At 42.5% G+C, this 25680-nt stretch carries 23 protein-coding genes, 1 tRNA gene and 7 pseudogenes; 12 read left to right on the top strand and 19 right to left on the bottom strand.

From position 1 onward, the window contains the following. Nucleotides 1-36 precede the first annotated feature (36 nt). Together ATG66_RS02900 and ATG66_RS02895 are read right to left on the bottom strand one after the other, a co-directional pair. Entirely contained in the window at nt 37-1449 is a 1413-nt protein-coding gene (locus tag ATG66_RS02900; RefSeq protein WP_098413881.1) for a coniferyl aldehyde dehydrogenase, read from the bottom strand. Between the two features lie 130 nt (nt 1450-1579). Then, on the bottom strand, nt 1580-2128 hold the full coding sequence (locus ATG66_RS02895) for a GNAT family N-acetyltransferase (RefSeq protein WP_098413880.1): 549 nt from the start codon (nt 2126-2128) through the stop codon (nt 1580-1582). A 169-nt stretch (nt 2129-2297) separates the two neighbouring features. Here ATG66_RS02895 and ATG66_RS02890 point away from each other — a divergent pair, with 169 nt between their 5' ends. Further along, nucleotides 2298-3203, top strand: coding sequence for a DMT family transporter (locus ATG66_RS02890; RefSeq protein ID WP_179885575.1), 906 nt, complete (start codon nt 2298-2300; stop codon nt 3201-3203). Between the two features lie 70 nt (nt 3204-3273). On the opposite strand, the gene ATG66_RS02885 is transcribed toward ATG66_RS02890, so the two are convergent. The 3 genes and pseudogenes from ATG66_RS02885 to ATG66_RS02870 form a co-directional block, all read right to left on the bottom strand. Continuing rightward, nucleotides 3274-3588 carry a DMT family transporter gene (locus ATG66_RS02885; protein WP_098413879.1) on the bottom strand — a complete coding sequence of 105 codons (315 nt, stop codon included), beginning with the start codon at nt 3586-3588 and terminating at the stop codon, nt 3274-3276. Between the two features lie 288 nt (nt 3589-3876). Then, nucleotides 3877-4409, bottom strand: a pseudogene (locus ATG66_RS20985) (DNA mismatch repair protein). Then, entirely contained in the window at nt 4403-4789 is a 387-nt protein-coding gene (locus ATG66_RS02870) for an MAPEG family protein (RefSeq protein WP_098413877.1), read from the bottom strand. Before ATG66_RS02870 ends, ATG66_RS20985 begins: the two are co-directional and overlap by 7 nt. A 488-nt stretch (nt 4790-5277) precedes the next feature. Between ATG66_RS02870 and ATG66_RS02865 the strand changes: the two genes are divergently transcribed. The 3 genes from ATG66_RS02865 (at nt 5278) to ATG66_RS02855 (ending at nt 7084) form a co-directional block, all read left to right on the top strand. Next, nucleotides 5278-5919, top strand: a complete 642-nt coding sequence (locus ATG66_RS02865) for a murein L,D-transpeptidase catalytic domain family protein (RefSeq protein WP_098413876.1) — start codon at nt 5278-5280, stop codon at nt 5917-5919. A 267-nt stretch (nt 5920-6186) separates the two neighbouring features. Then, nucleotides 6187-6741, top strand: a complete 555-nt coding sequence (locus ATG66_RS02860; protein WP_257145707.1) for a hypothetical protein — start codon at nt 6187-6189, stop codon at nt 6739-6741. A gap of 19 nt (nt 6742-6760) precedes the next feature. Beyond that, entirely contained in the window at nt 6761-7084 is a 324-nt protein-coding gene (locus tag ATG66_RS02855) for a hypothetical protein (RefSeq protein ID WP_098413875.1), read from the top strand. A gap of 291 nt (nt 7085-7375) precedes the next feature. Here the strand turns inward: ATG66_RS02855 and ATG66_RS20980 are convergent. Continuing rightward, nucleotides 7376-7480: pseudogene (locus ATG66_RS20980) on the bottom strand (DUF4136 domain-containing protein); the annotation flags it as partial. Between the two features lie 253 nt (nt 7481-7733). Here ATG66_RS20980 and ATG66_RS02845 point away from each other — a divergent pair. After that, nucleotides 7734-7808 (top strand) — tRNA-Gly (locus ATG66_RS02845). Nucleotides 7809-8025: 217 nt separating this feature from the next. Here the strand turns inward: ATG66_RS02845 and ATG66_RS02840 are convergent. Further along, on the bottom strand, nt 8026-8241 hold the full coding sequence (locus ATG66_RS02840) for a helix-turn-helix domain-containing protein (protein WP_098413874.1): 216 nt from the start codon (nt 8239-8241) through the stop codon (nt 8026-8028). A 116-nt stretch (nt 8242-8357) separates the two neighbouring features. Between ATG66_RS02840 and ATG66_RS02835 the strand changes: the two genes are divergently transcribed. From ATG66_RS02835 to ATG66_RS02820, 3 genes are all read left to right on the top strand, one after another. Then, nucleotides 8358-8570 carry a hypothetical protein gene (locus tag ATG66_RS02835; RefSeq protein WP_098413873.1) on the top strand — a complete coding sequence of 71 codons (213 nt, stop codon included), beginning with the start codon at nt 8358-8360 and terminating at the stop codon, nt 8568-8570. Nucleotides 8571-8582: 12 nt separating this feature from the next. Next, nucleotides 8583-9761, top strand: coding sequence for a site-specific integrase (locus tag ATG66_RS02830; RefSeq protein ID WP_098413872.1), 1179 nt, complete (start codon nt 8583-8585; stop codon nt 9759-9761). A gap of 389 nt (nt 9762-10150) precedes the next feature. After that, nucleotides 10151-10576, top strand: a complete 426-nt coding sequence (locus tag ATG66_RS02820; protein WP_098413870.1) for a YlcI/YnfO family protein — start codon at nt 10151-10153, stop codon at nt 10574-10576. 36 nt (nt 10577-10612) lie between these two features. Here the strand turns inward: ATG66_RS02820 and ATG66_RS02815 are convergent, their stop codons facing one another. Further along, nucleotides 10613-10762, bottom strand: coding sequence for an NUDIX hydrolase N-terminal domain-containing protein (locus ATG66_RS02815; protein WP_257145706.1), 150 nt, complete (start codon nt 10760-10762; stop codon nt 10613-10615). 414 nt (nt 10763-11176) lie between these two features. Further along, nucleotides 11177-11728, bottom strand: coding sequence for a hypothetical protein (locus ATG66_RS02805; protein ID WP_098413868.1), 552 nt, complete (start codon nt 11726-11728; stop codon nt 11177-11179). Nucleotides 11729-12906: 1178 nt separating this feature from the next. Between ATG66_RS02805 and ATG66_RS20790 the strand changes: the two genes are divergently transcribed. Further along, nucleotides 12907-13089 (top strand): hypothetical protein, encoded by a 183-nt coding sequence (locus tag ATG66_RS20790; protein ID WP_179885574.1) that lies wholly within the window; start codon nt 12907-12909, stop codon nt 13087-13089. Here ATG66_RS20790 and ATG66_RS21170 read toward each other — a convergent pair. The 6 genes and pseudogenes from ATG66_RS21170 to ATG66_RS02765 form a co-directional block, all read right to left on the bottom strand. Further along, a pseudogene (locus tag ATG66_RS21170) lies at nt 13032-13318 on the bottom strand (transposase); the annotation flags it as partial. The gene ATG66_RS20790 and the pseudogene ATG66_RS21170 sit on opposite strands and share 58 nt — an antisense overlap. Before the next feature lie 15 nt (nt 13319-13333). Next, the gene (locus ATG66_RS02790) at nt 13334-13759 is read right to left on the bottom strand and encodes a VOC family protein (protein WP_098413867.1); all 426 of its coding nucleotides are present in this window, start codon (nt 13757-13759) and stop codon (nt 13334-13336) included. Between the two features lie 137 nt (nt 13760-13896). Next, nucleotides 13897-14256, bottom strand: a pseudogene (locus tag ATG66_RS02785) (VOC family protein). 280 nt (nt 14257-14536) lie between these two features. Beyond that, nucleotides 14537-14842, bottom strand: a complete 306-nt coding sequence (locus tag ATG66_RS02780; protein WP_098413866.1) for an EAL domain-containing protein — start codon at nt 14840-14842, stop codon at nt 14537-14539. A 309-nt stretch (nt 14843-15151) separates the two neighbouring features. Continuing rightward, a protein-coding gene (locus ATG66_RS02770; protein ID WP_098413849.1) for an IS3 family transposase occupies nt 15152-16308 on the bottom strand; the annotation gives its coding sequence in 2 pieces (ribosomal slippage) (nt 15152-16071 and nt 16071-16308; 1158 coding nt in all). Between the two features lie 319 nt (nt 16309-16627). Continuing rightward, nucleotides 16628-18523 (bottom strand): methyl-accepting chemotaxis protein, encoded by a 1896-nt coding sequence (locus ATG66_RS02765; RefSeq protein WP_098413864.1) that lies wholly within the window; start codon nt 18521-18523, stop codon nt 16628-16630. A 242-nt stretch (nt 18524-18765) separates the two neighbouring features. Between ATG66_RS02765 and tnpA the strand changes: the two are divergent. From tnpA to ATG66_RS02750, 3 genes and pseudogenes are all read left to right on the top strand, one after another. Beyond that, nucleotides 18766-19076, top strand: a pseudogene (tnpA, locus tag ATG66_RS20920) (IS66 family insertion sequence element accessory protein TnpA). Next, complete coding sequence (gene tnpB, locus ATG66_RS02755) at nt 19060-19302, top strand: IS66 family insertion sequence element accessory protein TnpB (RefSeq protein WP_143699668.1); 243 nt, start codon at nt 19060-19062, stop codon at nt 19300-19302. The pseudogene tnpA and the gene tnpB overlap by 17 nt, the downstream one beginning before the upstream one ends. A 182-nt stretch (nt 19303-19484) precedes the next feature. Continuing rightward, nucleotides 19485-19921: pseudogene (locus tag ATG66_RS02750) on the top strand (IS66 family transposase); the annotation flags it as partial. Here ATG66_RS02750 and ATG66_RS02745 read toward each other — a convergent pair. The 4 genes and pseudogenes from ATG66_RS02745 to ATG66_RS02730 form a co-directional block, all read right to left on the bottom strand. Then, nucleotides 19868-21077 (bottom strand): annotated as a pseudogene (locus tag ATG66_RS02745) (IS3 family transposase). The pseudogenes ATG66_RS02750 and ATG66_RS02745 overlap by 54 nt on opposite strands. 56 nt (nt 21078-21133) lie before the next feature. Beyond that, complete coding sequence (locus ATG66_RS02740) at nt 21134-22786, bottom strand: EAL domain-containing protein (protein WP_098413863.1); 1653 nt, start codon at nt 22784-22786, stop codon at nt 21134-21136. 147 nt (nt 22787-22933) lie between these two features. Next, entirely contained in the window at nt 22934-23968 is a 1035-nt protein-coding gene (locus ATG66_RS02735) for a hypothetical protein (RefSeq protein ID WP_257145705.1), read from the bottom strand. 163 nt (nt 23969-24131) lie between these two features. Further along, the gene (locus tag ATG66_RS02730; RefSeq protein ID WP_098413862.1) at nt 24132-25052 is read right to left on the bottom strand and encodes a chemotaxis protein; all 921 of its coding nucleotides are present in this window, start codon (nt 25050-25052) and stop codon (nt 24132-24134) included. Nucleotides 25053-25680 lie beyond the last annotated feature (628 nt).

The raw sequence follows: 25680 nt of genomic DNA, 5'->3' as shown, positions 1-25680 counted from the left end.
GCCGGATTCGGCGGTTTTAGTCTATCCAATATAATATTATCGAAGAAATAGCTTCTGGATCGTTTTAATTGCCATTGCGCGGCGTCGCATTAATATCCCCGTTCTTGGTAACCATTTAGGCGTGTGGAGCACGGTTTTGGCATGACTAAAGGTTCTAAAGCCTTCCACACCATGGTAGTGACCAATACCTGATTCACCAATACCACCAAAAGGCGCATCCTCGGCCCCAACGTGTAATACGGTGTCATTAATCCCGACGCCACCACTGTGCGTATTGCGAACGATATATTTGATGGTCGACTCGTTGTCTGACATGACATACAGCGCCAATGGGCGCTGATGTTGATTAATGTATTCAATGGCCTCACCAACCTTTGAGTAAGGCTTAATTGGCAACAGTGGCCCGAAAATTTCTTCTTCCATTATCCGCATTGTTGGCGAAGTATCTGTGACTAAATGCGGATACAAACAACGTTCTGCCTTAGGAGAGGATGTAATCGTATGAATCTTCGCCCCTTGCGCTTTGGCATCTTCAATCAAAGAGGTTAGGCGATCATATTGTTTTTGGTTGATGATATGCGTGAGCTTTTGATCCTTATTCGATTTCAAATAAAGCTTTTCAAAACGTTTTAGAAACTGCGTAATAAACTCTTCCATTCGTTCTTCAGGCACAAAAGCGTAATCTGGCGCAACACATATTTGGCCCGCGTTGGTGCATTTACCAAACAAAATAGCATCGACCGTTTTCTTCATGTCGGCATCTTCAGCGATAATAACCGGAGATTTGCCACCCAACTCAAGAGTTACCGGGGTTAGGTTTTCAGCTGCCGCTTTAGCGACCTCTCGACCTACGTTGGTTGACCCCGTAAATAAAAGGTGATCAAATGGCAGCTTGCTAAACGCTTGTGCCACATCGGTTTCGCCTTCAATGACTTGAATATGCTCAGTAAAATCTCGACACATATGCACGATCACCTGATTGGTTTTCGGTGTGAACTCACTCAACTTCATCATCACACGGTTACCAGCTGCCAATGCAGTAACCACAGGAGCAAGACTTAGGATAATAGGAAAGTTCCAAGGAGAAATGATACCCACAACACCAAGTGGCTGATATTGAACCGAGACTTTGGAAGGCGCGAGTAATAAACCTGATTCGCGTTTACTCGGCTTACACCACTTTTTGAACCGTTTAAGAGTGTAATTAATGTGAGAAATGGTCGGCAATACATCGGTCATTGCAGTATCAAACTCTGAGCGGTAACCGAAATCTTCACTCAACGCCTCGACCAAAGCTTGTTTGTTATCAATCAGGGCTTGTTTCAGCAAAACGAGTCGCTGCTTACGCTCATCTAAACTCGGATAGGGGTCAGACGCGTACGCCATTTTTAACTGGTTAAGACTGTGCTGTAAATAATGGTCTACTTCAACCTCTGCGATTGCGCTCATGGTGCTTCTCCTAGCCTAGTTCTGAATTGATATGCCCCAAATTAACACGAGTGCAACAATGTTACTATTGTAGTGCTCGTGAAAGTAGAATTTGAACTCAGGAGCTCAAAGCGTGTTTTTATGACATCGATTATGTTAGAGAAAGCTCGTAAATACCAAGCCTTTGAGAACGATCCAGCATCTCAAAATCATGGTCGACGTATTCTTTCAACTGAGCTCCGGCTCGTTCTGCAATTTTGATACTCGCAACGTTTTCTTCCATGCAATGGAACTGTATTGAATGTGCATGACCATTATCCTTAATAATAGGGATTAGCACCTCAAGGATTTGATCGATCACCTTGTGCCCTCGCCCGTTTTCAGCTAACCAGTAGCCGATTTCATTGGCACGCGTATTTAAATTAACGCCTTTCACGCCTATCACTCCGCTAAAACACTCATCAAAATAGATCGCGCACCAGTACGAGTCTAACGCTTTGTTGTTAATTCGTTGAAAGATGTAGTCATTCGCTTCCCGCCTGTTGGTCACAGAATCAGTCCAAGGTAAATAACCCGTAAGACTGTCGCGATATGTATTTACAACATCCAGCAATACTGCTGCATGTTTAATCGACAGTGGCTCAATCGATACTCTTTCAGAAACAGAAAAGCGTGCTTGTTGGTCCTTCCCGTGATACATAATGTCTCCCACTGTTTAAGCCCTATAGGGTATCTCAACTTATCCATATTCGTCACCAACTCGAATCTGACCACTCGATTTAGCAATAAGAAAACCAGTGCCTATTCACTTGGTCATTTGTTAGTTGAATATGCTAAAGTGCGAGCTAACGCAAAAAGTGAGCAGAAAAATGTCGAATTCATTCAACGCGATGGTTCCCATTGGCGTGCGCTTTATGGTGCTTTCAGCCTTTGGCTTCGCACTCATGTCCGCAACAGTCAAGTACGTAAGCCTAAACGGTATTCCGGTTTTTGAAATCGTTGCCGCGAGGGCGCTTGTCTCGCTCGTGATCAGCTTCTTAGATGTGAAACGAAAACGGATTTCCGTTTGGGGTAATAACAAACCATTGCTGCTTGCCCGCGGCGCTGTCGGAACAATGGCATTAATGTGCGTGTATTATTCTGTGACGACATTACCTTTGGCAGAGGCGACGATCTTTCAATACATCCATCCGGTATTTACCGCTTTATTGGCTGTTTTTTTCCTCAAAGAGCGCATTCAGCCGTCGACCTTTACCTGTATCGTTTTGTGCTTAATTGGTGTTTACGTAATGGTAAAACCTGAAGCAGGAGCTCAAACAGAATACGTATTACCCATGTTTAGTGTCATGATCGCAATTTTAGGCGCATTCGGTAGCTCTATCGCTTACGTGATTGTGAGAAAATTGAGCCAAACCGAAGATAGTTCGGTGATCATTTTCTATTTTCCATTGGTTGCTCTGCCTGTCTCTATTGCATTAATTGGTGACGACTTTGTCCTTCCCGATCTCTACCTTACTTTCATGCTCGTGCTGGTTGGAGTATTTACCCAAATCGGTCAGTTAGGATTAACCAAAGCGATGCAAACTCAGGAAGCGGGTAAAGCATCCGCTTCCTCCTATATTCAAATTGTATTTTCGGTTCTGATTGGCATTGTTTTCTTCGGTGAACTACCCGCAATATGGACCTACATTGGTGGAGCCTTGATTGTGGCGGGCGCACTGATCAACGTATTTGGTCAGCATATGAGAGTACCGTTCGTAAAACGCAGAGCGTAAGCCACTCGTACTGTTAAAACAGAAAAGCCAGAACCTACTCTGGCTTTTCCTTCTAGTATTTAAGCAGACGTTAAGCCGACAATTTTAGACCCGCGATGCCAGCCACAATCAGTAACAAGCTTAGTAGTTTAATAAGCGTTGCAGGCTCATTAAACATATAAATACTAACGATTGCCGTACCGATCGCGCCAATACCCACCCAGACTCCATAAGCGACCCCCAGCGGTAACGTCCTTAGCGCGATTCCCAGTAACCAAAAGCTCAAAATCATAAAAGTGACAGTAAAGCTAGACGCGGAAAGTTTAGTAAAACCTTGTGAATATTTAAGGCCTACAGCCCATGCGATTTCACATAAGCCAGCGATAAAGAGTATTACCCAAGCCATTTTATATTTCCCAACGAGATTGGGGTCGTCCCCGACAAAAGTAGAGCGGTGAGGTCGTCCTCACTTCTTAGTGGCCCTGTAGTATAATCAAAAAAATCGCGAGTTAAAAATAAGCTACTGAAAACTCAGAGTCTTAAAAAGCAGAACGCGAGTTACGCCGTAACTTAAGCGTAAGGTTTACAGCTTCATCCGTAGATCCGTTACATAACTCGTGGCAACACCCAAATCGTTATAGGAATCGCATGCCATAGCTAGAAATTGCCAATATACTTTTTCATTTCATATACTCTATGACTTTCTCGCTAGATCTCTTGCAAGAATTAATGCGAGTCCGAACACTTGCAAAAACAGTCCAATATTCTTATACCAAACGATTTTCTCATCCTGTCGGGTCATTATTTCGTTGATCTAAATATTATTAATGTAATGCTCATCAATACGATCTCGATAATTGGATTGTGCTTGATTTATCTTAGACATTAACTCTGGAAGTCTTTCTATTTCTATCTCCCAATATCATTATTTACCCATATTGATAAGTGCCCTTGCAATACTTGCTCTAGTTCTTTAGAAACGGCTCCATTTTGGCTTAAATGCAAATGTAGCAATAAGGCTTCTCTTTTCCGTTCCAATGTTTCCACACTGTTCCACGCAAGTTGAATGGAATACAAATTATCGGATTCCTGCTCTGCTAACAGCGTATGTTGTTTACTTAATCTATCGAGAATTAGGCTGGTCACGATAATGGCTCCGATATTCAGCACTAAGCCAATAAGAACAAGAACCCAAGGTGGCGGAAAATAACGAAGCAGCTTTACCATAACTTACCATAAGGGAGGTAGATCATATTTAATGCAACCAGCGAAAGAATCACTAAAAAAGTCACCTGCATTCCTCTGATTCGCCTCTTCAAATCTTCTTTTAAGATCCCGCGCGCATGGATAACTCGACCAATGATAAAGATGATGCCAGTCAGATGTATCCAGGTTGGATAAGCACTATTGAGTTCTAGGAGCACCATCAAAATGAGAGTAATAGGAATATATTCTGTGGCATTACTTTGTGCACTGCGCACAATTTGAAGCGCCTCTACCCCTCCGTCTGCATAAGCAACTTGATTTAAGCGACGCTGTTTAATGACCTGAACGGCTAGCCAAATCATCAGTAATGCAAGAATACTGGCGTATAGTGCAGTGATCATACTTAATCCTTTTTAGTCTTGTTATACCCCCAAACGGAGCGAGGGCTAAATTGAACCACATACCATGAGTATAACTGTAGCATCATGACAATGCGTAAGTTGCTTCAAATTATTACGTGCCATAATCTCTTTATTTATCAGACAAATAATTAAATATCTATGGCCTAGATAGCTAGCTAAGACGACAAATACAACATTGCTTTATAAATCTATAAAGTCACAAATATTGTTAAACACAGTTTTATTAATTACTCAAATCGGATAGTATTTACGCTTACATTTGCCGAAAACAACAACGAACTTTATATTATTAAATATTTTCAATAAGTTAGTTAATAAGGTCGAAACCTAACCCCTAACTTAATATTAAGTGCAAAATGCAGATTAAGAAACATTGAGAATAGAGTTATATTGATGTGCATGTTGTTTTAATGAATACATGAATCTACCGATAAGTTTGTAACACCATAGAGTTTTATTTAGCCAAAATGAAAAATTTTTTTTTACTGTTTATATGGACACTATTGTCTGTCTCCCCTTTGGCCTTCGCCAAACAGTCGGGTAACCAAATTGAGAGTCATGGAACTCAAAAACAAATCGACCAAACTTTTAAAGAAGCAAACCTTAAAGGTGTAATTGACTTCACGCTATTTAATGATGCTTACACCGCCTATTTAAAAACGCCTGATAAAAAGAAACCAATACTCACCATCATTGACTACAGTAAACCATCGACTGAAAAGCGATTCTATGTTTTTGATTTAGATAAAAAGAAACTGATCTACAACACTTATGTATCACACGGTGTGAATAGTGGAAAACAGACTGCGACTCAGTTTTCAAATATCGTAAACTCGCGAAAAACGTCGCTAGGTACATTTTTGACCGACACGACTTATTACGGTTCTAACGGTTACTCACTCCGTTTAGACGGTCTGAGTTCTGGTCTCAACGACAAAGCTCGAGAACGATATATTGTGGTTCATGGTGCCGATTACGCGAACCCTTCTTTTATCAAAAAGAATGGTTACTTAGGACGTAGTTGGGGATGTCCAGCTTTACCAGAGAAGTTATCTCGTGAGATCATTGATACCATTAAAGGTGGCAGTGTCATTTACGCTAGTGCGTAAGTGACCGAGGGGGAACCCTTCCCTCGCAATTGACCATCACTTGTCTCTCATAGCGCACGACTTTATGTTGAAACGTCTGTTTACGTTAAAAACATAAGCAAAATTATCAAGTGTTGGTCAAATTATCAGATAACCCTGTTCATCCTCCTTCCATCTCGTTAGTATACGCGGGGTTGGGCAAACGACAGTTTTGCTTGTTTTTATAGTCTCGCTAATGTTGTGCGATCATAGTGACCAACTATGATTTGATGTGGTTAGGGTTGCTTCTTGCGTTATCGACTTCGTACATTGCTGGTTCTTTCTCTGTTACTGTTTTCTGGATGCATACTTGCCTCATACACGCATGAAGATGGCGCCAGAAAACACTATACGTCAGAGCGTTTACTTAAACTGACACCACAAGACTTGGAACTAGCATTATCAGACATTCACTCATTTGCCTACCCAAGCTCTTGGGGCTCTGATAGTTACTACCTTCATATTAAACGTGACTTACTGGCACTGGTTTCTTGCCGCCGCACGTCTGCGAGTGATGGCGTATTATCGTCAAGTTTCAAACCAAACTACTTCTTACTCGTTGCCTTCCTACCGCCTCCGTTACTTGCGCTAGCGTGGCAAACGCCGCCTTTACCGCTGAATGGTTACGAGAGTTTCAAAAGCCAACGTTCCCTCTATCGTCTTTCTGGGCGGAAAGAAGCGAACTTACTGTATGTCTTTACTCATGGTCGTGAACCTTCTTTATCGTTTAATTTTATAAAACCAAATGAAGAGAAGCACGGAAACGTGTCGATGAGAGGCATTGAAGCTCTCATGTTTACTTGAACCATCCGAGATCCATATTATGACAAGATTCGCTAAAACAGCCTTCCTAACAGTAGTAGTCGCAACATTTTCTACCGTCGTCCACGCAGAAAAAAAACCAGAACAGATGAGCAACGAAACACTATTGGAATGTGTGAATGTTTCGAATGCGCGCAATGCGGTTCCAGAACATCGAGCTATTTTTAAACACTATTTGATGTCTGAGAGAGAATACAGTTTTAACCAGTTATCGTCTGCTGAACTCGAGTTTAAAGCAACCGATCACGACGAGTCCGAAGTTGAGCAAACTTACAAAAAGCAATGCCAAGCGGTTGGTGAATATTTATATCGTATTGGCTATTAAAGCGGTATTGACTACTTCAATACGGCCGTTAACAAAAAATCAAAAGGCGCATCGACAGCGCCTTTCTTTTTAAATGCTCAGCACAGCGCGCATTCAGCAGACCAAAAATGCTCAGTGTTGACTGACACCGCACTAAACAAGCATAGAACCGTAACGGTGGTGTAATTAGCGGCGCTGTCATCAAAAAGCAGAACAAACCTAAAAAATAAGTACGGCGGTAAGCACCGTGGTTACCGAACCAAGAACAATACATTTCCCTGCGCGTAGTAATTTGCAACTAACCTCTAACCGTTATTTTTTTCCATACAGATAGTTTTCAAACATCTTCGCGATTTCTTCTTCGATTAGCATTTCTCTTTTCTCAGGACTCATCGATTCTGAGAGCTTCCGGGTTGAGCATGGATAACACGTCTTCAATATTAATGACATAAATACAGCGTGAGCACTTTAGATTAGTAGATTGAGCGTAATGATACTTCTAACCTAGGTGATAATCTCTCGAATATCAGTGCGCCTCGCCTTCCACAACAGAGCCAATCGCATGCTTTACCATCAGATAGATAGTTTTTTGAGCAACCAACAAGCAATTGATGAGAAAAGACTTTTATTTTTTATTTAATGTGGCATATTAGCTGAGTCCTTTCGATGCGCGGGCATCGTATAATGGCTATTACCTCAGCCTTCCAAGCTGATGATGCGGGTTCGATTCCCGCTGCCCGCTCCAAGTTTTCTCTTCTGCTTTAACAATCCCAACCATTTGAAAGTAAAGAATTTTTCAGGATAATATTTTGTGTCTGTTTATTATTGTCAGACTCAGCTCTTAACTCATCAAATTCTGTTGAGACCAAATTGAGACCATGTTGAGACCAAGCCGGATTTCTGCACTTGATTTTAACATGACCACAACTTGTTAACGTTTCATAAGCTCAATATTACAAATACTAATCTGAATCTTTGTCTTCCTGAACTTCGAGAAGATCGCCCACGCTGCAGTTCAAATAAAGACATATTTTTTCGAGTGTATCAAAATCAATACGATTATTTGTTTCGTGAAATAACCTATTTACCGTACTTCTATTAATCCCAGTATCCCTCACTACATCTGCAATTTTTAGCTTCTTAGCTCCAAGTAAAGTTGATAGATGGCACTTAATCATTTCCTACAGACCTTAAATGTTTCGCTAAAGACACAAAATGGCGTTGACAGGATTCTTTTATCGTCATATTGTATCTATAGAGCTACAAAAAGTAGCGTATAAGACAGGGAATGATTATGACATACACATACCTCACAACTGAAGAGTTATCTTCAGTTATTAAGTACGACAAACGTGTTATTCGGGAGCAACTTAAAGACTCAGTTCTCTTCGAAGGGATCCATTATATTCGTCCGTTTGGAGGAAGAAAGATTCTCTTTATCTGGGAGCGTGTTGAAGAAGAAATGCTGAATGGAATTTCAAGTGAATCAATTCTACTAGGACATTAAGAGGGATTAAATATGGGTAGTATCAATTCACGAGGTGGACGTCTCTATCTAGACTTTCGATACAAAGGTCATCGCTGTAGAGAATATACAAAGTTATCAGACACAAAAGCAAATCGGAACCGAGTATCTCGTTTGCTCAAAGTCATCGAAGCAGAAATCATGCTTGGTAATTTTGATTATTCAAAGTATTTCCCTGAAAGTAAACTTGTAGTGAAATTTGCTAATTCTGACGAACGAAAACGTCAAGCAAAGGTCTATTTTGATGCAATAGACTCACCAAAGCTTCACGAGTTTGCCGATATATGGATGTCTGAGAAAAAAGTAGAATGGCGTAAAGGCCACTATGAAGATGTCAAAGGGATCTTAAATAAGTATATCATTCCGGTGTTCGGGAATAAGAAGACCAGCGCCATCACTAAACAGCAAATCTTAAGCTTTCGATCTACACTCGCCAAAGTCCCAGGTCGAAAAAGTAAAGAGTTAAGCCCTTCCCGCATCAATCATATTATGACGCCCCTAAGAGTCATGTTGAATGAAGCCGCTGATCGTTATGAGTTTACTTCTCCATGGCGAAATATTAAAGCATTAAAAGTCGGACGTACTGAAATTGACCCATTTAATCTTCAAGAAGTTGAGCAAGTTATTGCTCACGCTCCTGAAGACTATAAAACATATTACATCACGCGATTTTTTACTGGATTGCGTACCGGTGAGATTGATGGCCTGATGTGGAAAGATGTCGATTTAAACAACAAGACCATTGCTGTTAATCAGAGCTTAATTCGTGGTGAGCTTTCTGATTTAAAAACCGATGGATCATATCGAGTGGTCATGCTGACAGATAGAGTGGTCGAAGCCCTTAAGGAACATAAGAAAACAGCTCACCTAAAAGATAAGTTTGTTTTTACCAATAATAAACGGCAGCCTTTGAACTACCAGAGTGTGTCCAAGTCGGTATGGTACCCGACTCTTCGTCAAGCTAAGCTAAGATCGAGAAATCCATATCAGACTCGCCACACTTACGCGACACTGTTATTAGCCTCCGGCGAAGCGCCGGAATGGATTGCAAACCAGATGGGTCATACAACCACGACCATGTTATTTCGTGTTTACTCTCGTTATGTTCCCAACCTAACTCGACGTGATGGTAGTGCTTTTGCTCATTTTTTGGCGAATGGTGGTGAACTATGAAATATTCACCTCTTGCAATTCATTGTACAAGTCTTTGTTTTGACCTCATTCAACAAGCTTCATTCAAGACGTTAAAGCACAATGATATTGATGGGTTTCATGAAGACATTTATCTGCTGATCCGCGAGAGAGCGGCATTGTGTCCAATTAAATTTGAATGCGAACATCAATTTGTCTGTCACGTGACCAATGGTGTAATTAGTGTGTTGCACCAATGCCTAAATAATCCTAACGCACGGGATTCGGTCTTGATCTTGTCGGCTATGGAATCGCGGATTGATATTTCAATCAAAACCATTCTCCACTAATACCTCGTTATTCGGTGTGCGCACAGCTCGTATTGCGATGGGCGCACAACCTTATTGTTTTGACACATTCAGGTGTAGACCATGAAAAAAATTGTTGTCGTGCTGAACAGTAACACTAACCGCCAATCTACTAAAAAGAACATTCGCTTTGAGCATGAGCTACTGACAGATATAGAACAAGTTAAGCCAAAGTCACAAAATTTTTCTCAGTGGGTCAAAGAGGCTTGTCGAGAAAAACTCATACGTGAAAACAATGAAGAGAAACTGTGCGCACAGAACCTGCTTTCCACTGTAGGTACAACAAAGATAACCACTATGCGCCAAGTTGATAACACTGGCAACCAATCAGCGGCTGCTCTAGCTAAACGATGGCATGTTCAAGGAATGTATTATCAACAAATTGCGGACCGATTGAACGAAATTAACGTATTAAACGAAGGAGAAAAAACATCGAGTAGTGTCTCTGTGTGTCCCTTTAATTTAGATCAATTTTTTGGGGTTGGATAACCAGGCTTTGGCTAAATATTGACAACCAGGGCATCATTAGAGTATGGAAAACACCTGGTGAACGCTATCATCAAGCTGCTTGTACCCCACCAAATCATACTTATCATACCCATAGGTTTCACTCGATCGTGTAATCGCTAAAATTTGTTTCGCACAGTCTAACCAAGGTTGAATTGATGACTCCATTACTTTAATTGTTCAATCGGTTATGGTTGTCAATATTGCAGTCAACCATCAACTACCAAATCAAGAGCTTAGAAAACAAGCTTGGATTTAAGCTCTTTGTTAATTTGACTACTAAAGGGAAGTCTTTGTATCAAGAATACACTGTTTTAGAGCGGAATTTTAACCAAGTTGTTTCAGATACTCGTTTAAGCGACAACAAAACAGGTTGGAAATTACTGCTCCCATAGACTTCGGAGTAAGGCTACTTACTCCTGTGTTAACGCTGTTAGGATCGGAAAAGTTGATTGTTAATTTAGACCTTACAGACAGTATTGTTGATCTCAAACATAGTAAATTCGATTTCCTATCCGTAACAACACTGAAGAAAGCGAAATAGAATATATACCATCAGTATCACTTTTTAATCACACAAATTCACTTTAGCTGATTACAAAGCTGCTTAATCTTATCTGAAAACTCTTCCGTAGTATCTATATATGCCATATTATTTATTAAACATTTTTTCTTGATAATCTGACTATGTTTAGCCATGTTTATCACATGCTCGGTAATATATTCATAACTCTTATCGCTAATCCAATCGTTGGCAATAGCACTATATCTTATGACCTCATTAACCTTATCTTCAATAGACACTGGTTCATACCCTAAGAATACAGAAGATATTTCCAAAGGATACTTTTCTGTCAACTTTTTCAAAAGTTCCGGCATTATCGCCTCACCCTCTAAAATATAGTCAACCCTCTGATGTATCATGCACTCAATCATCGAGTATAGTGTTGGCCAAAGTTTTCTCGCAATTTCATCTGGTAATAAATTATCATCAACTTGTAATGATGGTGCCCCATGTTTTAGCCCCATCATTAGCCAATCAATAGAAAAGTATGGAATAGAATGTATATAAGCAAACTTTTTTGCCGCTATAGATTTGCCGGATCTAGATGCGCCACCAATGATATAGATCAATTTAATTTCCTTACAGTTTAATGTGAATTTAGACAATAAAGCAAGAGCTACTATATTAAACAACTCAAGGTTGGGACTTAATCTGGTGTAGAGTTTGCCTTTGCTGATAAATTAGCACTAGTCTCAACATTACCTGCAATAACTTTTCTACTTTTGGCGGATCAAACGATCACTCCTTACCATATTGTTCAAGAACTCATCATGAAAGCTAAACATACTCTAGTGATGGAAGCCCGATAATCGCAGTCACAGATATAAAAATGATCCGTTACCTTCAATAGCTCTTTTCATAAGATAAAAAATCCCCAACCCAAGAAATTTATTGAAGACGCTGCTTGAACCCGTCAGACATAAGCAACTCATCCACCAATTAAAAAACAGTCGAATAATACCTCTCGTAGTATGATTTCGGAATGGTACTCAAGTACTATTTATAGTTAAGTTCTATGTGTGCGTATTTCGGTGATTACGATCTCTCGCCCCCCCCCTCTGGCAGGATTGTTGTCACTGTTAAAATTTAACCAGTTCGGACGGTAATAAGTGAACCTTTCTCGTATTCCTACAGAAAGAAAAGAAGCCATACTGAAGAAGCTATTGCCATCATATTCCATGCCAGTTATCAAAAGAGAAAGGCATTAGCACCACAGCGGCAACAACTCAGACGTTTTGGAGGCGCAGTGCCAAGCAGTGTTCTCCTCAAACCGAACTTCCCATCGTCGTGAAACTTACTCAATGACAGAATGAAATCAGTCAGAATTACCGTGCAAAAGGTTTATTCCCCGAACAGGTCGAGCAAACCTATTCAAGGCTTCATGTCGAACAAAGAGCGCGAAGCTGAAGCTAAAAAGCAAGCCAAGGCTGACAAACTTGAAATTAAAGAACTGAAAAAAGTTACGCCACGAAGAAAAGGCACTTGCTGAAACCGCCGCTCTGTTGATTCTACGAAAAAAGCTGAGAGCCTTTTACGAGGAAGAGCCAGAGGACGACTAACCTCAACCGATGAAAGGCAGAACTTAGTGGCTCTTATCCTTGAGGCGATGCAACGCGGATGCCGTTTGATGAGTTAAAGACGCAGCTAAGTGATTTAGACGCGACTTGGAGAGAACGGCAACGATTTGATGTCAATGATTTTGATGTAGTAATAAAGCCTAAGTCTGCTTTTGAGTTTTGAGGTGTGATTGCTTCAACAGCTCATCACTGGGCTACCAACACAAATGTTGGATAAATGGCTCAGAGCCGCCCTATCAAGCTGTAAAAAAACATTCTATCTAGGACGTGTTGAACTTTGCTGTACGTTTTATGCTCAGCAATACATCGGCAGCCACATTAACATCAATGCCAGCGATAACCTGCTGGCATAATTCCTCTCTAGCTTTTCATATCTGCGTCGAATAGAACGATAATGTTAACCCTAGCGAAAGCGTTTTCGACTAAGTGACGGTACTTATATAAGCACCAATCCATACTTTCTTTGTCTATATATTGTCCGTAATTGCGTTTATCAATGACAGTTTCTCCACCATGCTCCCGAACAAAACAACGGAAAGATCCGCTGTCATACCCTTTATCACAAACAATGGTATTAACTTCATATTGAAATGTTTGTTAAGCCAACCTTTTCGCTATTGGGTGCTCAGGATTTAACTGGAGTAAATCCCAAAGATTGCCATATAAATCTGTGAATACTGCTACCGTGCCGTAATTCTGCTCTTTAGGCGGACGCACAAATTCGATTCCTATCGACTTCATATGTTCGTAATCTCGCCAGAAATCATCCGTGTTCAAGAAAAGAAAAACTCGACCGCCAGCTTGATTGCCAATGAAATCATACTGCTCAGGCTTCGAGGCCATGGCAAGCAACAAAGTCACTCCATGTGAATTTGGTGGCGCAACCACAACCCAACGCTTATCTTGCTCAGATTGATAAGTATCTTCGATAAGCTCAAACTGAAGTTTGTTTACGTAAAAATCAATCGCTTCATCGTAGTCTCTTACGACCAACGCAATGTGGACAATATTTTGTTGCTTCATATACTTACCATATTTACTGAACAGACTTGATTGTATAGCGCGTGCTTGAAGCGAGAGCAATACACTCAAATACTACGCTGATAACACAAAGCCAAATCAAAACCGCCAAGCATTGTGAATCCGTCTTAAAGCGCTTGTTATACGCAGGCTTCCGACCACACCGCAAACTCATTACCACTTGGCTCGAGAAAATGAAAACGGCAACCACCACGAAACTCAAATATAGGGCGAATGACTTCACCTCCGCTTTGAACAACTTTGTTTAAGGTCATTTCAATGTCAGAGCTGTAGAATATCATCAGGTCCCCTGCCACATGAGTCTAGCTACAATAATCAGCTTTGAAGAAACCGCCGTCCAACCCTTGCTTTGAAAAAGCTGTATATTTAGGACCATAGTCGACAAACTCCCAACCTAAAGCGGAAGAAAAGAATGATTTCGTTGACTCTAAGTCTTTTGCGCCAAACTCAACATAGTTAATCTTCTCATGTTGATGCATTTCCTTGCTCCTCTTTAAAAGTTCTTGATAAGTGCATGACGTATATTATTCATATAACTCTCTGTCTAGGCTTTACAAAAGTTTATTCCTACACGAACACTCAACCTCCCTCACAACCTTTCGAAGAACACGAAACCCAATGAAGACCCAAAGCACCAAGGGCTGAAAGTTCAACGAAAAACAATGGCTGGTTTATATGTTAAACCGGCATATATTCCACTTTTCGAAAGAAGAATTGGACTGACTCATTTCGGCTCTACCTCAGTCAATAGTAGGCTTTTCACTGTTCATATCGAATGCCACTAAGAACGCACAAGCTTGCTTGAACACTTAATCCTATCGTATCTATCACCTGTTCCACCAGCGGGATAAAGTCACTTGGGGATACCAACCCAAAATCAGGATGCCTCCATCGGGCCAACACCTCTAGCCCTCTTAACGCGTTTGAAGGAAACTCTATCGTGATTTGTTGGTATAACCGACCGCTAAGAAGTCCATCTTTTAGAGCGTAATAACGGTCAACCACCACTTTATGCCCCCCTAGGTAGCTAAAGCCATCACGAACCAACGGTGCATAATCAGTCAACTTTCAGATAAGGCTGGCGGGCTCACAACTTAATAGCTAAACATCAGGTAGAGACATAACCATAAGTGCAGGAACTTCATCAAACTCATACCGAGAACATTGCTTAACAAACTTTACCTTTATCTGAGAAACATTCTGCTCGATATGCTTTATATTGACAGCGAATGGGTTCTTATAACCATATAGATACAATAACAACCACGAACTCACAGCTTTTGATTCATTGTAGTGCTCAATTTCAACACTCGTCATAGTCGAGTTCCCCATTTACCTTTTGTGCACTTTGGTACAAATCAAACTGAATCGCCACTACTTCAGTAGACGACTTTTAGCCTCATTAAAATACTGACGTTCATACTCTAACGGTGATAGCCCATCATTGGAACTATGTTGTCGTTTCGGGTTGTAAAACATCTCTATATAATTAAACACATCCATCTTTGCGTCGTCTCTAGTCGCATAGATTTTTCGCTTAATTCGTTCTCGTTTCAGCAGTTGAAAGAAACTCTCTGCTACTGCGTTATCATGGCAGTTGCCTCGACGGCTCATGCTACCCTCCAAACCATGAGCGCTTAGAAACTCACTCCAATCATGGCTCGTGTATTGGCTTCCTTGATCTGAATGAACCAGCACTTTGCCAGCAGGTTTACGACGCCATACCGCCATTAATAAAGCATCTAACGCAAGCTCTTTGGTGATACGACTGCCCATTGACCAACCAATTATTCGTCGTGAGAACAAGTCCATTACAGCGCCAAGATAGAGCCAGCCTTCATGCGTTTTGATGTACGTAATATCCGTTACCCAAGCCGTGTTGGGCGCTAATGGATCGAATTGTCGTTCTAAACGATTTGGCGTAACAACGTGTTGCTCACCACTAGGAGCTCTCGGTTTTCGATAGCCAACTTGCGCTCGCAGTCCTGCTCGCTGCATCAGGCGATGCACACGATTAATACCGCATTGCTCGCCAAGATCACGCAGATCTCGATGGAGTTTGCGGTATCCATAGACGCCACCAGACTCAAGCCAACATTGTTTGAGTTGGCCTGTAAGTCGTTCATTGTCACGTTGTCTCTTCGACTTTGTGCAGCTCCTCCACGCGTAATACCCGCTCGGATGAACATCAAACAACTGACACAGATGTCGCACAGAGTGGCTGTGATGATGTTCTTGGATAAAGGCGTATCTTACTCGGGGTGGCTTGCGAAGTACGCCGCGGCTTTTTTTAACAGGTCACGTTCTTCAGTAACACGCCTAAGCTCTTTTTGTAATCGTCGAATTTCTGCGGACTCAGCAGACTGCTGAAGGTGTTCCTCAGAGTCAGGACCATAGCGCTTAATCCAGGCGTAAAGACTGTGTGTGGTGGTACCTAAACGCTGAGCAACATCAGCAACAGAATGGCCGGCAACAGTGACTTGTTTCACTGCTTCGATTTTGAATTGTTCAGGGTAACGTTTATGGCTCATGGACACCTCTTTTTTAGCTAGTTTATCTAACTAAAAGGCGTCTAGGAAATCAGTGGCGATTCAAACAGTACTTCATCAATGTTCCTATGAGGATGGCGACAAGCTTTCAAAAAACATCGAACATCCTGCCTCACACTTCGATATCTTGCCTCATTCAGCATACGTTTGTAGTATGCAGTCAGTATCTCTCTTCGCTTATGTGCGGGTACATAACTGGATGTGTCACTCACGGCTAGATATAAGCACAGTAGCCCATTGGGGGCTAAGTCATAGACAAGCGCTTCTTTTTGCATTCCCACTCTCTCGCTATCAGACACGTTTAAACCTTAAACTGACGAATGGTTTCACTCAATCCAACATTCAATTTTTGAATTTTCTCAGCTTCATCAGCCAATGTTTCACTACCTGTGCTCAATGACACTACGATATCTTTAATTTGATTCATGTTCTGACTAATGTCTGCCGCCACTGCTGACTGCTCTTCCGCTGCTGTAGAAATTTGGGTGCTAGCGTCGTCTGTTTGTTGTGCATAATCAGCTAATGTTCTCAAGCTCCCACCGACCTGCTCTTGTCCTGCCGCTGTATCTAAACACATCTGTTTGGTACGAGAGATAGCCTCTGACATTTTATGATTACTCTCAAGCAAGGCGCTCAGTACCTTGTCTATTTCTCCTGTACTATCCATAGTGCGGCTTGCTAAAGTTCGGACCTCATCCGCTACGACAGCAAACCCCCGTCCCTGCTCCCCAGCACGAGCCGCCTCTATCGCTGCATTTAAAGCCAGTAAGTTGGTTTGTTCTGCTATCTCACCAATTACCTTAAGAGCATCGCTGATATTTCGGCTGTTTTGGTCCATCTGCTCAACCAACAAAACCGAGCTCTCCATATCTTGCAGTAAGTCTTCTGTCAAAGATTGAGCACGCTTCACTACTTGCTCCGACTCAACACCAAGCTCCGATGCTTGCACTGTAATCTCAGAGGCTTTCACCGCGCTTTGAGCAACCGATTGTGCCGTACTGTTCATTTCATCAATCGCGGTCGCGACTTGCTCAGTTTCTATGGAGTGCTGGCTAATGCTCTCCGCATTTTCCACCGTCAAGGATTGAAGCTTAGCGACATTGCTTGAGAGGTTACCGGAGATACCAACTATTTCTTTAACTGCCAAGTGGACTTTATCGATAAACGAGTCAATGCCATCAGCTATCTGCCCCAAATCATCACGTCGACCAAGCTCTAAACGCTTGGTTAGGTCTGCTTCGCCTTTTGATAAGTCCAGCGCTAGCTCACGAAGTGATGTGATCGGTTGGTAAAGTTTTGTGATAAGTAGATAGAAGAGAATCAAAGTAATTATGATACCACCGACCACCATAATCACTGAACTAGTACGCGTGTTGTAAATTGGAGCAAAAGTTCTGTCATCTTTAAGAGCGACGCCCAAGTACCAGACAGTGTCCGCCACTTCTATAGGGATGGAGTAGAACATTTTGTCGTCACCACCAAAAGTATACTCTTGAAGCAACGCTGCTTTGGAATCTAATGCTTTTCTGGCAACATCAGAAAACCCTTTAAGCTTAAGCGCTTGCTCGCCATTATTAATCGCGGGGGATGACGTCGCTAAAACCGTCGACTCACTATCCATGATAATACCGACAGCCCCATCCATAGATTTAAAACTATTAACAATTTCGTTGAGCTTTGATAGCTCAAAGTCAAAAGAGATGACGCCACTACTGATTCCTATAGCCATAGAGACCCACACCTTACCAGCAGAATCTAGATATGGTTTTGTCATTGCAACACCCCGTTTACCTTGGGTCACTAAATACCACTCTCTAGTTGTCGCATCACCGTTAAGTATATGGCCAGGCCAGTCTTTAGCTGTCTGGTTCCAATAAGCTTTACCATTATGTTCAGTAAAGACAACACTGCCAACATTGGCTCCCGCGGCCAACTGTTTTACAAAGTTCACTTTATCTTCAGGTACTGGGTTCTGGCTATAAAACTCCGCTACCTGTTCTAAACTAGCTATTTTTTCAAGAAAGTAGATGTGAACGGTTTCTTCTTTCGCCTCTACATACTCCTGTACAGTTTTGATTTTATCTTCTCTAAAAGCGGAGGACACATTATTGTAAGTGATGAAACTTACAACCCCGAGAGCCAAAGTGACTAACAATAACACGCCCAGAACAAGACTTTGTTTGAATCCGACATTCATAAGTAAACAATCCAACAGCTAAAATATCGACCAACGATACAACACAATTGTCAGATTGAAATAGCACTCAAGTACTAAAACGAAGAGCTCACATTACAATTACATTAATGATTTGAATATTCGAAAATGCGGCTTAACCTCTAATATTTATCGACATCATTTGTAAGCGCTCCATAAACCTCGCATTCTAATCGCCATCCACGAATAATAAGATCAACTCTCCAATCCAAAGGAGGTTTGAAATGGTAAAACGGCGCACCGACCAAAAATGGCAAATGCTTATCGAGCAATCTGAATCGAGTTCATTATCAAAACTCGCATTTTGTAAGCTCAATGATCTCAATCCTTCAACATTTTATGCTAAATGCCAACAACTCAACGAAACCGTAGTATCTCAAGGTTTCTTAGAGCCGAAATTGTCGAAAAGACAACTAAGTATCAGGCCCAGATAGCAACAGCCAGCATGACACTGCTTGTAAACGACATTGAGTTGAGTATTCCTGAAGGCACGCCAGCAACCTATCTTGCTGAACTAATTGGAGCATTATCATGAAGCGCATGCTCAGCGCCCCAGAGATTTACCTTTCCGTGAAAGCGTCGATTTTAGAAAATCCATTAATGGCCTTGCTGCGATTGTCGAGAATGACACGGACTTGCCTCTTGGTAGCGGCGCACTGTTCCTGTTTACCAATAAACAACGTGACAAAATCAAAGTATTGTACTGGGATAAAACAGGCTTCGCCCTTCGGTATAAGCGACTCGAAAAAAAACAAATATAAATGGCCTTCAAAAGAGAAAAATCAGGTGTTTACCCTCACTCATTTGAGCTTGACAGACTGCTTTCTGGCTTCACAATTATTGACCACAAACCCGTTGCAATAAACGGTTTTACAATGACTTAATCTATAATAAAGCCTTATATACTAAGCATTCACGGCATACATTTAGTATAATAAATGCCATGAAAAAGACTCCAAATATCAACCCAAAAGTCAAGATATTGCCGAGCTACAAGTGATGATTAAAACGCTGATGTCGGAGCAAAGTGAGTGGAAACAAGTGCGTCAATCACTGCTTGAACAACTCAAGTTCGCCTTCGACCGCCAGTTTGTTAATCGTTCGGAGGCTAAGACCTTACGATGAGTTTTAAGAAGGTCTCTTCAACGAAGCGGAATGTGAGGTCGCGAGGGTCGGTGAGGTTGAGGTAACAACAACGACCTCGAAGAAAAGCGTGGTAAACGTAAATCACTCCCTAAGAGCTTCGCGACAAAAACCTTGCTTACCAATATCATCCTTGGCAAATACCAATACGCGATGCCACTTTACGCTGCCTTGAAAACGCACTTACTTCAACAAGTGGTGGTTCAAGCGGATGAAACCCCGCTCAATGCACTTAAAGGTGAATAGCCGCCGAGTCGTTAGCCTTTTCTCATATTGCTTCTCATACTCTACAGGCGACAATTGATTATTGGAACCATGCCTGTGTTTTACGTTGTAGAACATCTCAATATATTCAAAGATATCCATGCGAGCATCTTCTCGTGTAGAGTAAATCTTTCGTTTAACGCGTTCTCTTTTCAGTAACTGGAAAAACTTTCTACCACTGCATTATCGTGACAATTACTTCGGCGACTCATACTGGATTCCAGACCATGTTGCTTTAAGAACTTATTCCAGTCGTGACTCGTATACTGACTGCCTTGATCGAAATGCACGAGTACCTTTTGGATTGGAGAACGTCGCCATATAGCCATTAAAAGCGCATCCAAAACTAACTCTTTAGTTATTCGACTTTTCATCGACCAACCAATCACTCTTCTAGAAAAAAGATCGACAACAACGGCAAGATACAACCAACCTTCATGTGTTTTTATATAGGTAATATCAGTTATCCATGATTGGTTTGGAGTCGCTGGATTGAACTCTCTGGCTAATTTGTTAGCCGAAATGACATGTTCAGTACCCGCTTTAGCTCTGGGTTTACGATACCCGCGTTGTGACTGTAAGCCTTCTTGTTTCATCAAGCGATACACTTGGTTGATCCCACAGGATTCCCCTTCATCTCGTAGAACACTGTATATCTTCCGATAGTCATAAACCCCACCTGATTCCAACCAAAACTGTTTAATAAGTCCGAGAAGATACTTACGCCGTTTCTCTTGTTTGCTGTCAGGGTGTTTTAGCCAGGCATAATAACCACTTGGATGAACCCCTAGGATTTTACACATCCGTCGAACAGGCCAAACTGACTGGTTGGCTTTGATAAAGGCGTACCTCAGTCGGACTGGCTTGCGAAGTACACCGCGGCTCTTTTTAATATATCCCGCTCTTCGGTAACTCTTTGCAGTTCTTTCCGAAGCCTACGAATTTCAGCACTTTCATCAGATTGAGCTTGGTGTTGGGAGGAGTCGGGACCATAGCGATTCACCCAAGTATAAAGACCGTGGGTAGTTGTCCCTAAGCGGTTGGCGACATCAGCCACGCTATGACCTTTTTCAGTGATCTGTTTTACCGCTTCAATTTTAAATTCTTCTGGATATCTTTTGCTGCTCATAAGCACCTCTCTGTTAATCATTTTGTTTAACTAAAAGGTGTCTATCAAGTCGGTGGCTATTCAGGCTCATGCAACCCCCGACAGGTTAGCCACACGTCAGGCTCAGAAGGATGATACAAACAAAAACCTTGAAGATAAGGCACACCAGTTGACTTCAGTCGGTCAAACATTTCTGTGGTTTCCACCCCTTCGGCTACTATCGTAATACCATGACTTTGACCATAGTCGCATAAATGCGAAATAAGCTTCAAACAAGCAGGTGATCGCATGGCTTCCATGACCAGCGCCCTGTCAAGCTTGACCTGATAGAGCGGCAAACTGAACAACTCCGTAATTGCGGTCATTCCCGCACCAAAATCATCAATGGAAAGCTTAAAGCCGAGACAATGCAACTCATTAAGAATTTTCATCAAAGCGTCCGTGTGTTCAAGCAAATACGACTCGGTGATTTCAAGCACCACCCGCAACGGTGATAGTTGACTTTCTGTAACCACCTTCATCACATCTATGATAAAGGTAGATTTAAGCAGTTGCTGCGCAGACACATTGACATTAATGTTAGGTCTCGATTGATGTACCTTGTCAAACGCACTTAAAAACTTACACGCCTTTTCCAGAACGACCATTCCTAGTGTGTGTATGTAACCTAACTTTTCTGCCATGGGGATAAACTCCCCCGGTAACACCGCGCCTAAAACAGGGTGAGTCCAACGAGCCAAAGCTTCGTAACTCACCAAATCCCCCGTTGCAGCAGAAACAATCGGCTGCAACGCAATATCTATCTGACGATGGGTTATCGCAACATCTAACGCATCCTCTATTTGAAAATAACGGTCAATTTTCTTTCGTGAAGAACCCGCATAAGTGACCGGTGATTCAACTAGCCGAGCATACTCAGACAAATTAAATACTTGCGTTAGTAACTGCGCCGACTCCATATCCGAGCGAAGCAATGCACCTAGCCCTAGCTGCGTGATCAGTGTCACTTCACGGTTACGCCCCTGATGGAGAAAACGCGCTTCCACTTTCTTCATTAACGCCATTGCTTGCTTGGAGGTCATCGACTGCTCAACCGTGAACACTAGGGTATCCGCACTGATGCGATATAAACCATAGCGCAACGACAGGATTTCATCCAATACCGCAACAAGCGAAGAAATTAAACGAGATGTTGCTTCCTGCCCTCCCCGTCGCTGTGCTTCATGCAGTTGATTAAAACAGCAAACAAACAACCAATCATTATCATCAATCTTCACCATATTTTTGACAAATTGATGTCGGTTATAAAGCCCAGTTTCACTATCGTGGTTGGCAATGTGTGAAAGGTATTGATTAATGAAGACTTCTTCCGACACATTTCTATGTGTACCAACCATCACCATGTTGCCTTCTTGCTCAACCAAAGTCCCGGTTGCCTCAATCCATAAATAGTGTCCCAATCGGTTTTTGACTCGATAACGGGTTTTTACGCGTACTAAAGGCACTTCTTGCTGGTGCTCGCTCACCTTATTTTGCAGGCCCTGCCGGTCTTCTGGATGCACTAGGGCCAACCAATCCTCTAAGGTCGAGTCTTCGAGCGGCATATCAAATTGCTCGTAAAACGGGGTATTAAAAAACGCCACCACATTATCGCGAGTCATAAACCAAAGGCCTTCGCTGGTGGTATTAAGCAATTGCAATACCGAAGTCGGAAGAACGTGTTTCATCATAGCACCACAAATCAATCCTTGTTGCTCGTTCTATTACGAGCTTGATAACTGAAGTCGACCCATTTGAGATTGACTCAGCACACCTAAATCCTTGGCAGCTAACTGCACATTCGCAAACCAAAATGGCTTGTGTTTATCGACGAACACCTAGCTTCGCTCAAGTGCGTCATAAGTCGAAAACGCGCTGCCTTGAGCCAAGGCCACACCAAACAGGCTACGCTCTAAAACAGGCACTTGATTAATGTCTTCTTCCAAGGCGAGCCGCAACGGCTGACTACTCGCTGACCATGACAAAGCCTCAATAATATTCTGCGTCAATGGCTTTGACAGCGACATTAAAAGCTCAGGCAAGAGGCTCATATCCAATGACACTTCAGCGCAAGCGTAATACTCGTCGCGTCTTTGTTGCTCACGGTACGCTTGCATCTTGTTAATCAGTGCCTCTTCAAAAAAACGAGGGTACTGATTGACAACAGCAAACATGCCTAATGCATGGAGCCCCTCCAATAAAAGACCTTGCTGAGGGTAACGCCACCCCGCGACGTCTAGACGCTGACAGGTGGCGTTGGCGTTGGCGTTGGCGTTGGCAATGACCATCATGTATTGCCACAACTTAGGTACAATATTTTTAATCGCTGGCTCTTGCCATTTCACTAGAGCTTTGCTTATCAATATCGAGAAAAGGCGTTCGCAGTTATCAATACCCAACGTCCCTATAGCTACGTTTGGGTCCGAGACACACACACGCTTGGGCTCTCGATGAAGACGCTCCAAAAACTGAGCATTACCCACAATTGATAACACTTCAGACTTAAGCATCGCGTCGTTTGTCGTAAGAACCGACAGCTTGCTGATCCCCAAAGAGGAAGAGTAAGCGGTATCAGCAAAATAAGAAAAATCAGGGAAGCGTCCAAACAATTGGACTGGTGTCATGGTAATCAATTGCTCCTCCATCGAGGTCCTAGTTAATGCTAACACTTCTCGCACCACCGCAGCATGAATACGCTGACGCTGCGCCTGTTTTTGCCTCTTATCTTTCACCCGTACACTTTCGCATTCCAGTAACAACCTTTGATTGCGGGTAATATGCTCCCCTTCGCTCACAATCACACAATCGCAATACCGCGCCTGCTCGTTGAGCGAGCTGTCAACGTTATCTGGTCCTGCCTGCTCACGAGCCATTTAGCATGCCGAGTGCGTGTTATAGTCGAGATTTTGTCGGCAATCGCATTCGCTTCTTCGCTATAACGACGTTGAGTGATAATCGCTTTGTGCATATTGCTTTGTGCATATTGCTTTGCAATGGCACTGGCTCACACGACTTCGCTTGACGCCTTTTGCCCGATTAGCGGTCATGACACTCATCAGCTGTACCTGTCAAAGCCACCTCTGCGCCCCGCGACATTGCCACCATCAACGCCTGTGCGTTGAACTTCGACAGGGCATCATTAGCCCCCACTTGCCGCGCCCTATCTTGGCTCATTTCACTCGACAATGAAGTATGCAAAATCTTATACATCGCTCGAGTTCGAGGGTTGTCGTTCAGCGCAAAAATTAACTCATAACCATCGAGCCCTGGCATTTCAATGTCACTAATCACCATGTCAAATTTCACACCAGCCCCGCCTGTATCAAGCAGCAGTGCGAGCGCCTCATCACCGCTATGACATAATTGAAACTTCAGGCCAAAGCGGTCCAATATCTCCGACATTAACCGACGGGCAATGATCGAGTCATCCACCACCAAAACGTTGAGTTTTTGCAGTAAAGCAATTTCTTCTTGTGACAACTGGACGCCCGCGTCTTCAATGTCAGCCGGAAAAATCTCTGTCAATACCCTTTCAACATCCAGTAGTTGAACCAATTGGTCATTGTAATGCGTACTCCCCAACACAAACGTGTCCTGGCCAGCCGCCTTGGGTAAAGGCGTGACCGATTTCCAGTCACACGAGACAATGTGTTCAACCTTATCCACCATTAACGCCACTTGCATGCGCATGCAATCGGCCACAATCAAGGTTTGCGTCCCTCGCTCCGACAAAGGAACACCGCGCCCGCCCATGGCCAACGACAAATCAATCACAGGCAGACTGGCATCACGAATGGTCACCGATCCTATGACGTAAGCGTGGCAAGCAGGAAGGACCGTTGGTGCTTGATAAGGTACGATTCCCTTGATTTTCATTGTCCCTAACGCAAATAGGGTGGCTTTTGTGTGCAGACGAAACATTAGGACGCCTTGAGACTGCTCTGAAAACTGGGGCATATGTGTATTCCTTTATACTTAGGGCGTTTACGTTCTAAATATCGACAATTCTTGTGTTAACTTGTTGATATCCTAAACTAAAATGTGAGCATGACGGGTAGATTATGAGGCCACATGATTATATTGATCACTGAGCGAATATGGTCTGCCTGTTGATTAAGACCTTGAGCTTTGGCATTCAGCTTCTGCTGCTCGTTCACCACACGATGAACCGTTTCGATACCTTAACTTAAATGACCAATCCCAGCTTGGGTTAAGCCGTCTACTTCAACAATACTGTCTGATAGGTGTTCGATTTGAGTAGCAATTTCCTATGATGATGTTGACAGCTGCTCTACGGCACTGACCATTTGAGACAACTCAGACTTGACATCTGGCCCTTCACGTCGTTGGGCATAACATCCATATCATTCGCACTTTTAACACCTTGCTGTGCAGTCATTTGAGCAGGCATCACCATTTACCTAATGGACTCAGTCATCGCTTCAGCCGCCTGAGAGAGCAAGCGAAATTCGTTACTCTCTGCCACAGCATCGTTATTAAAACTCTTCGTCAAGTAACCTATACCTAAGTCAATCAAGGTGGAAGTGATCGTTGATGGCGGTTTAAAAGTCTTGTTGATATACCA

Origin of the sequence: Vibrio sp. ES.051, assembly GCF_002563795.1 — a bacterium.
Classification (GTDB): domain Bacteria; phylum Pseudomonadota; class Gammaproteobacteria; order Enterobacterales; family Vibrionaceae; genus Vibrio.
The sequence above is the reverse complement of the archived record's forward strand: the minus strand, read 5'-3'. Positions and strand labels throughout refer to the sequence as shown.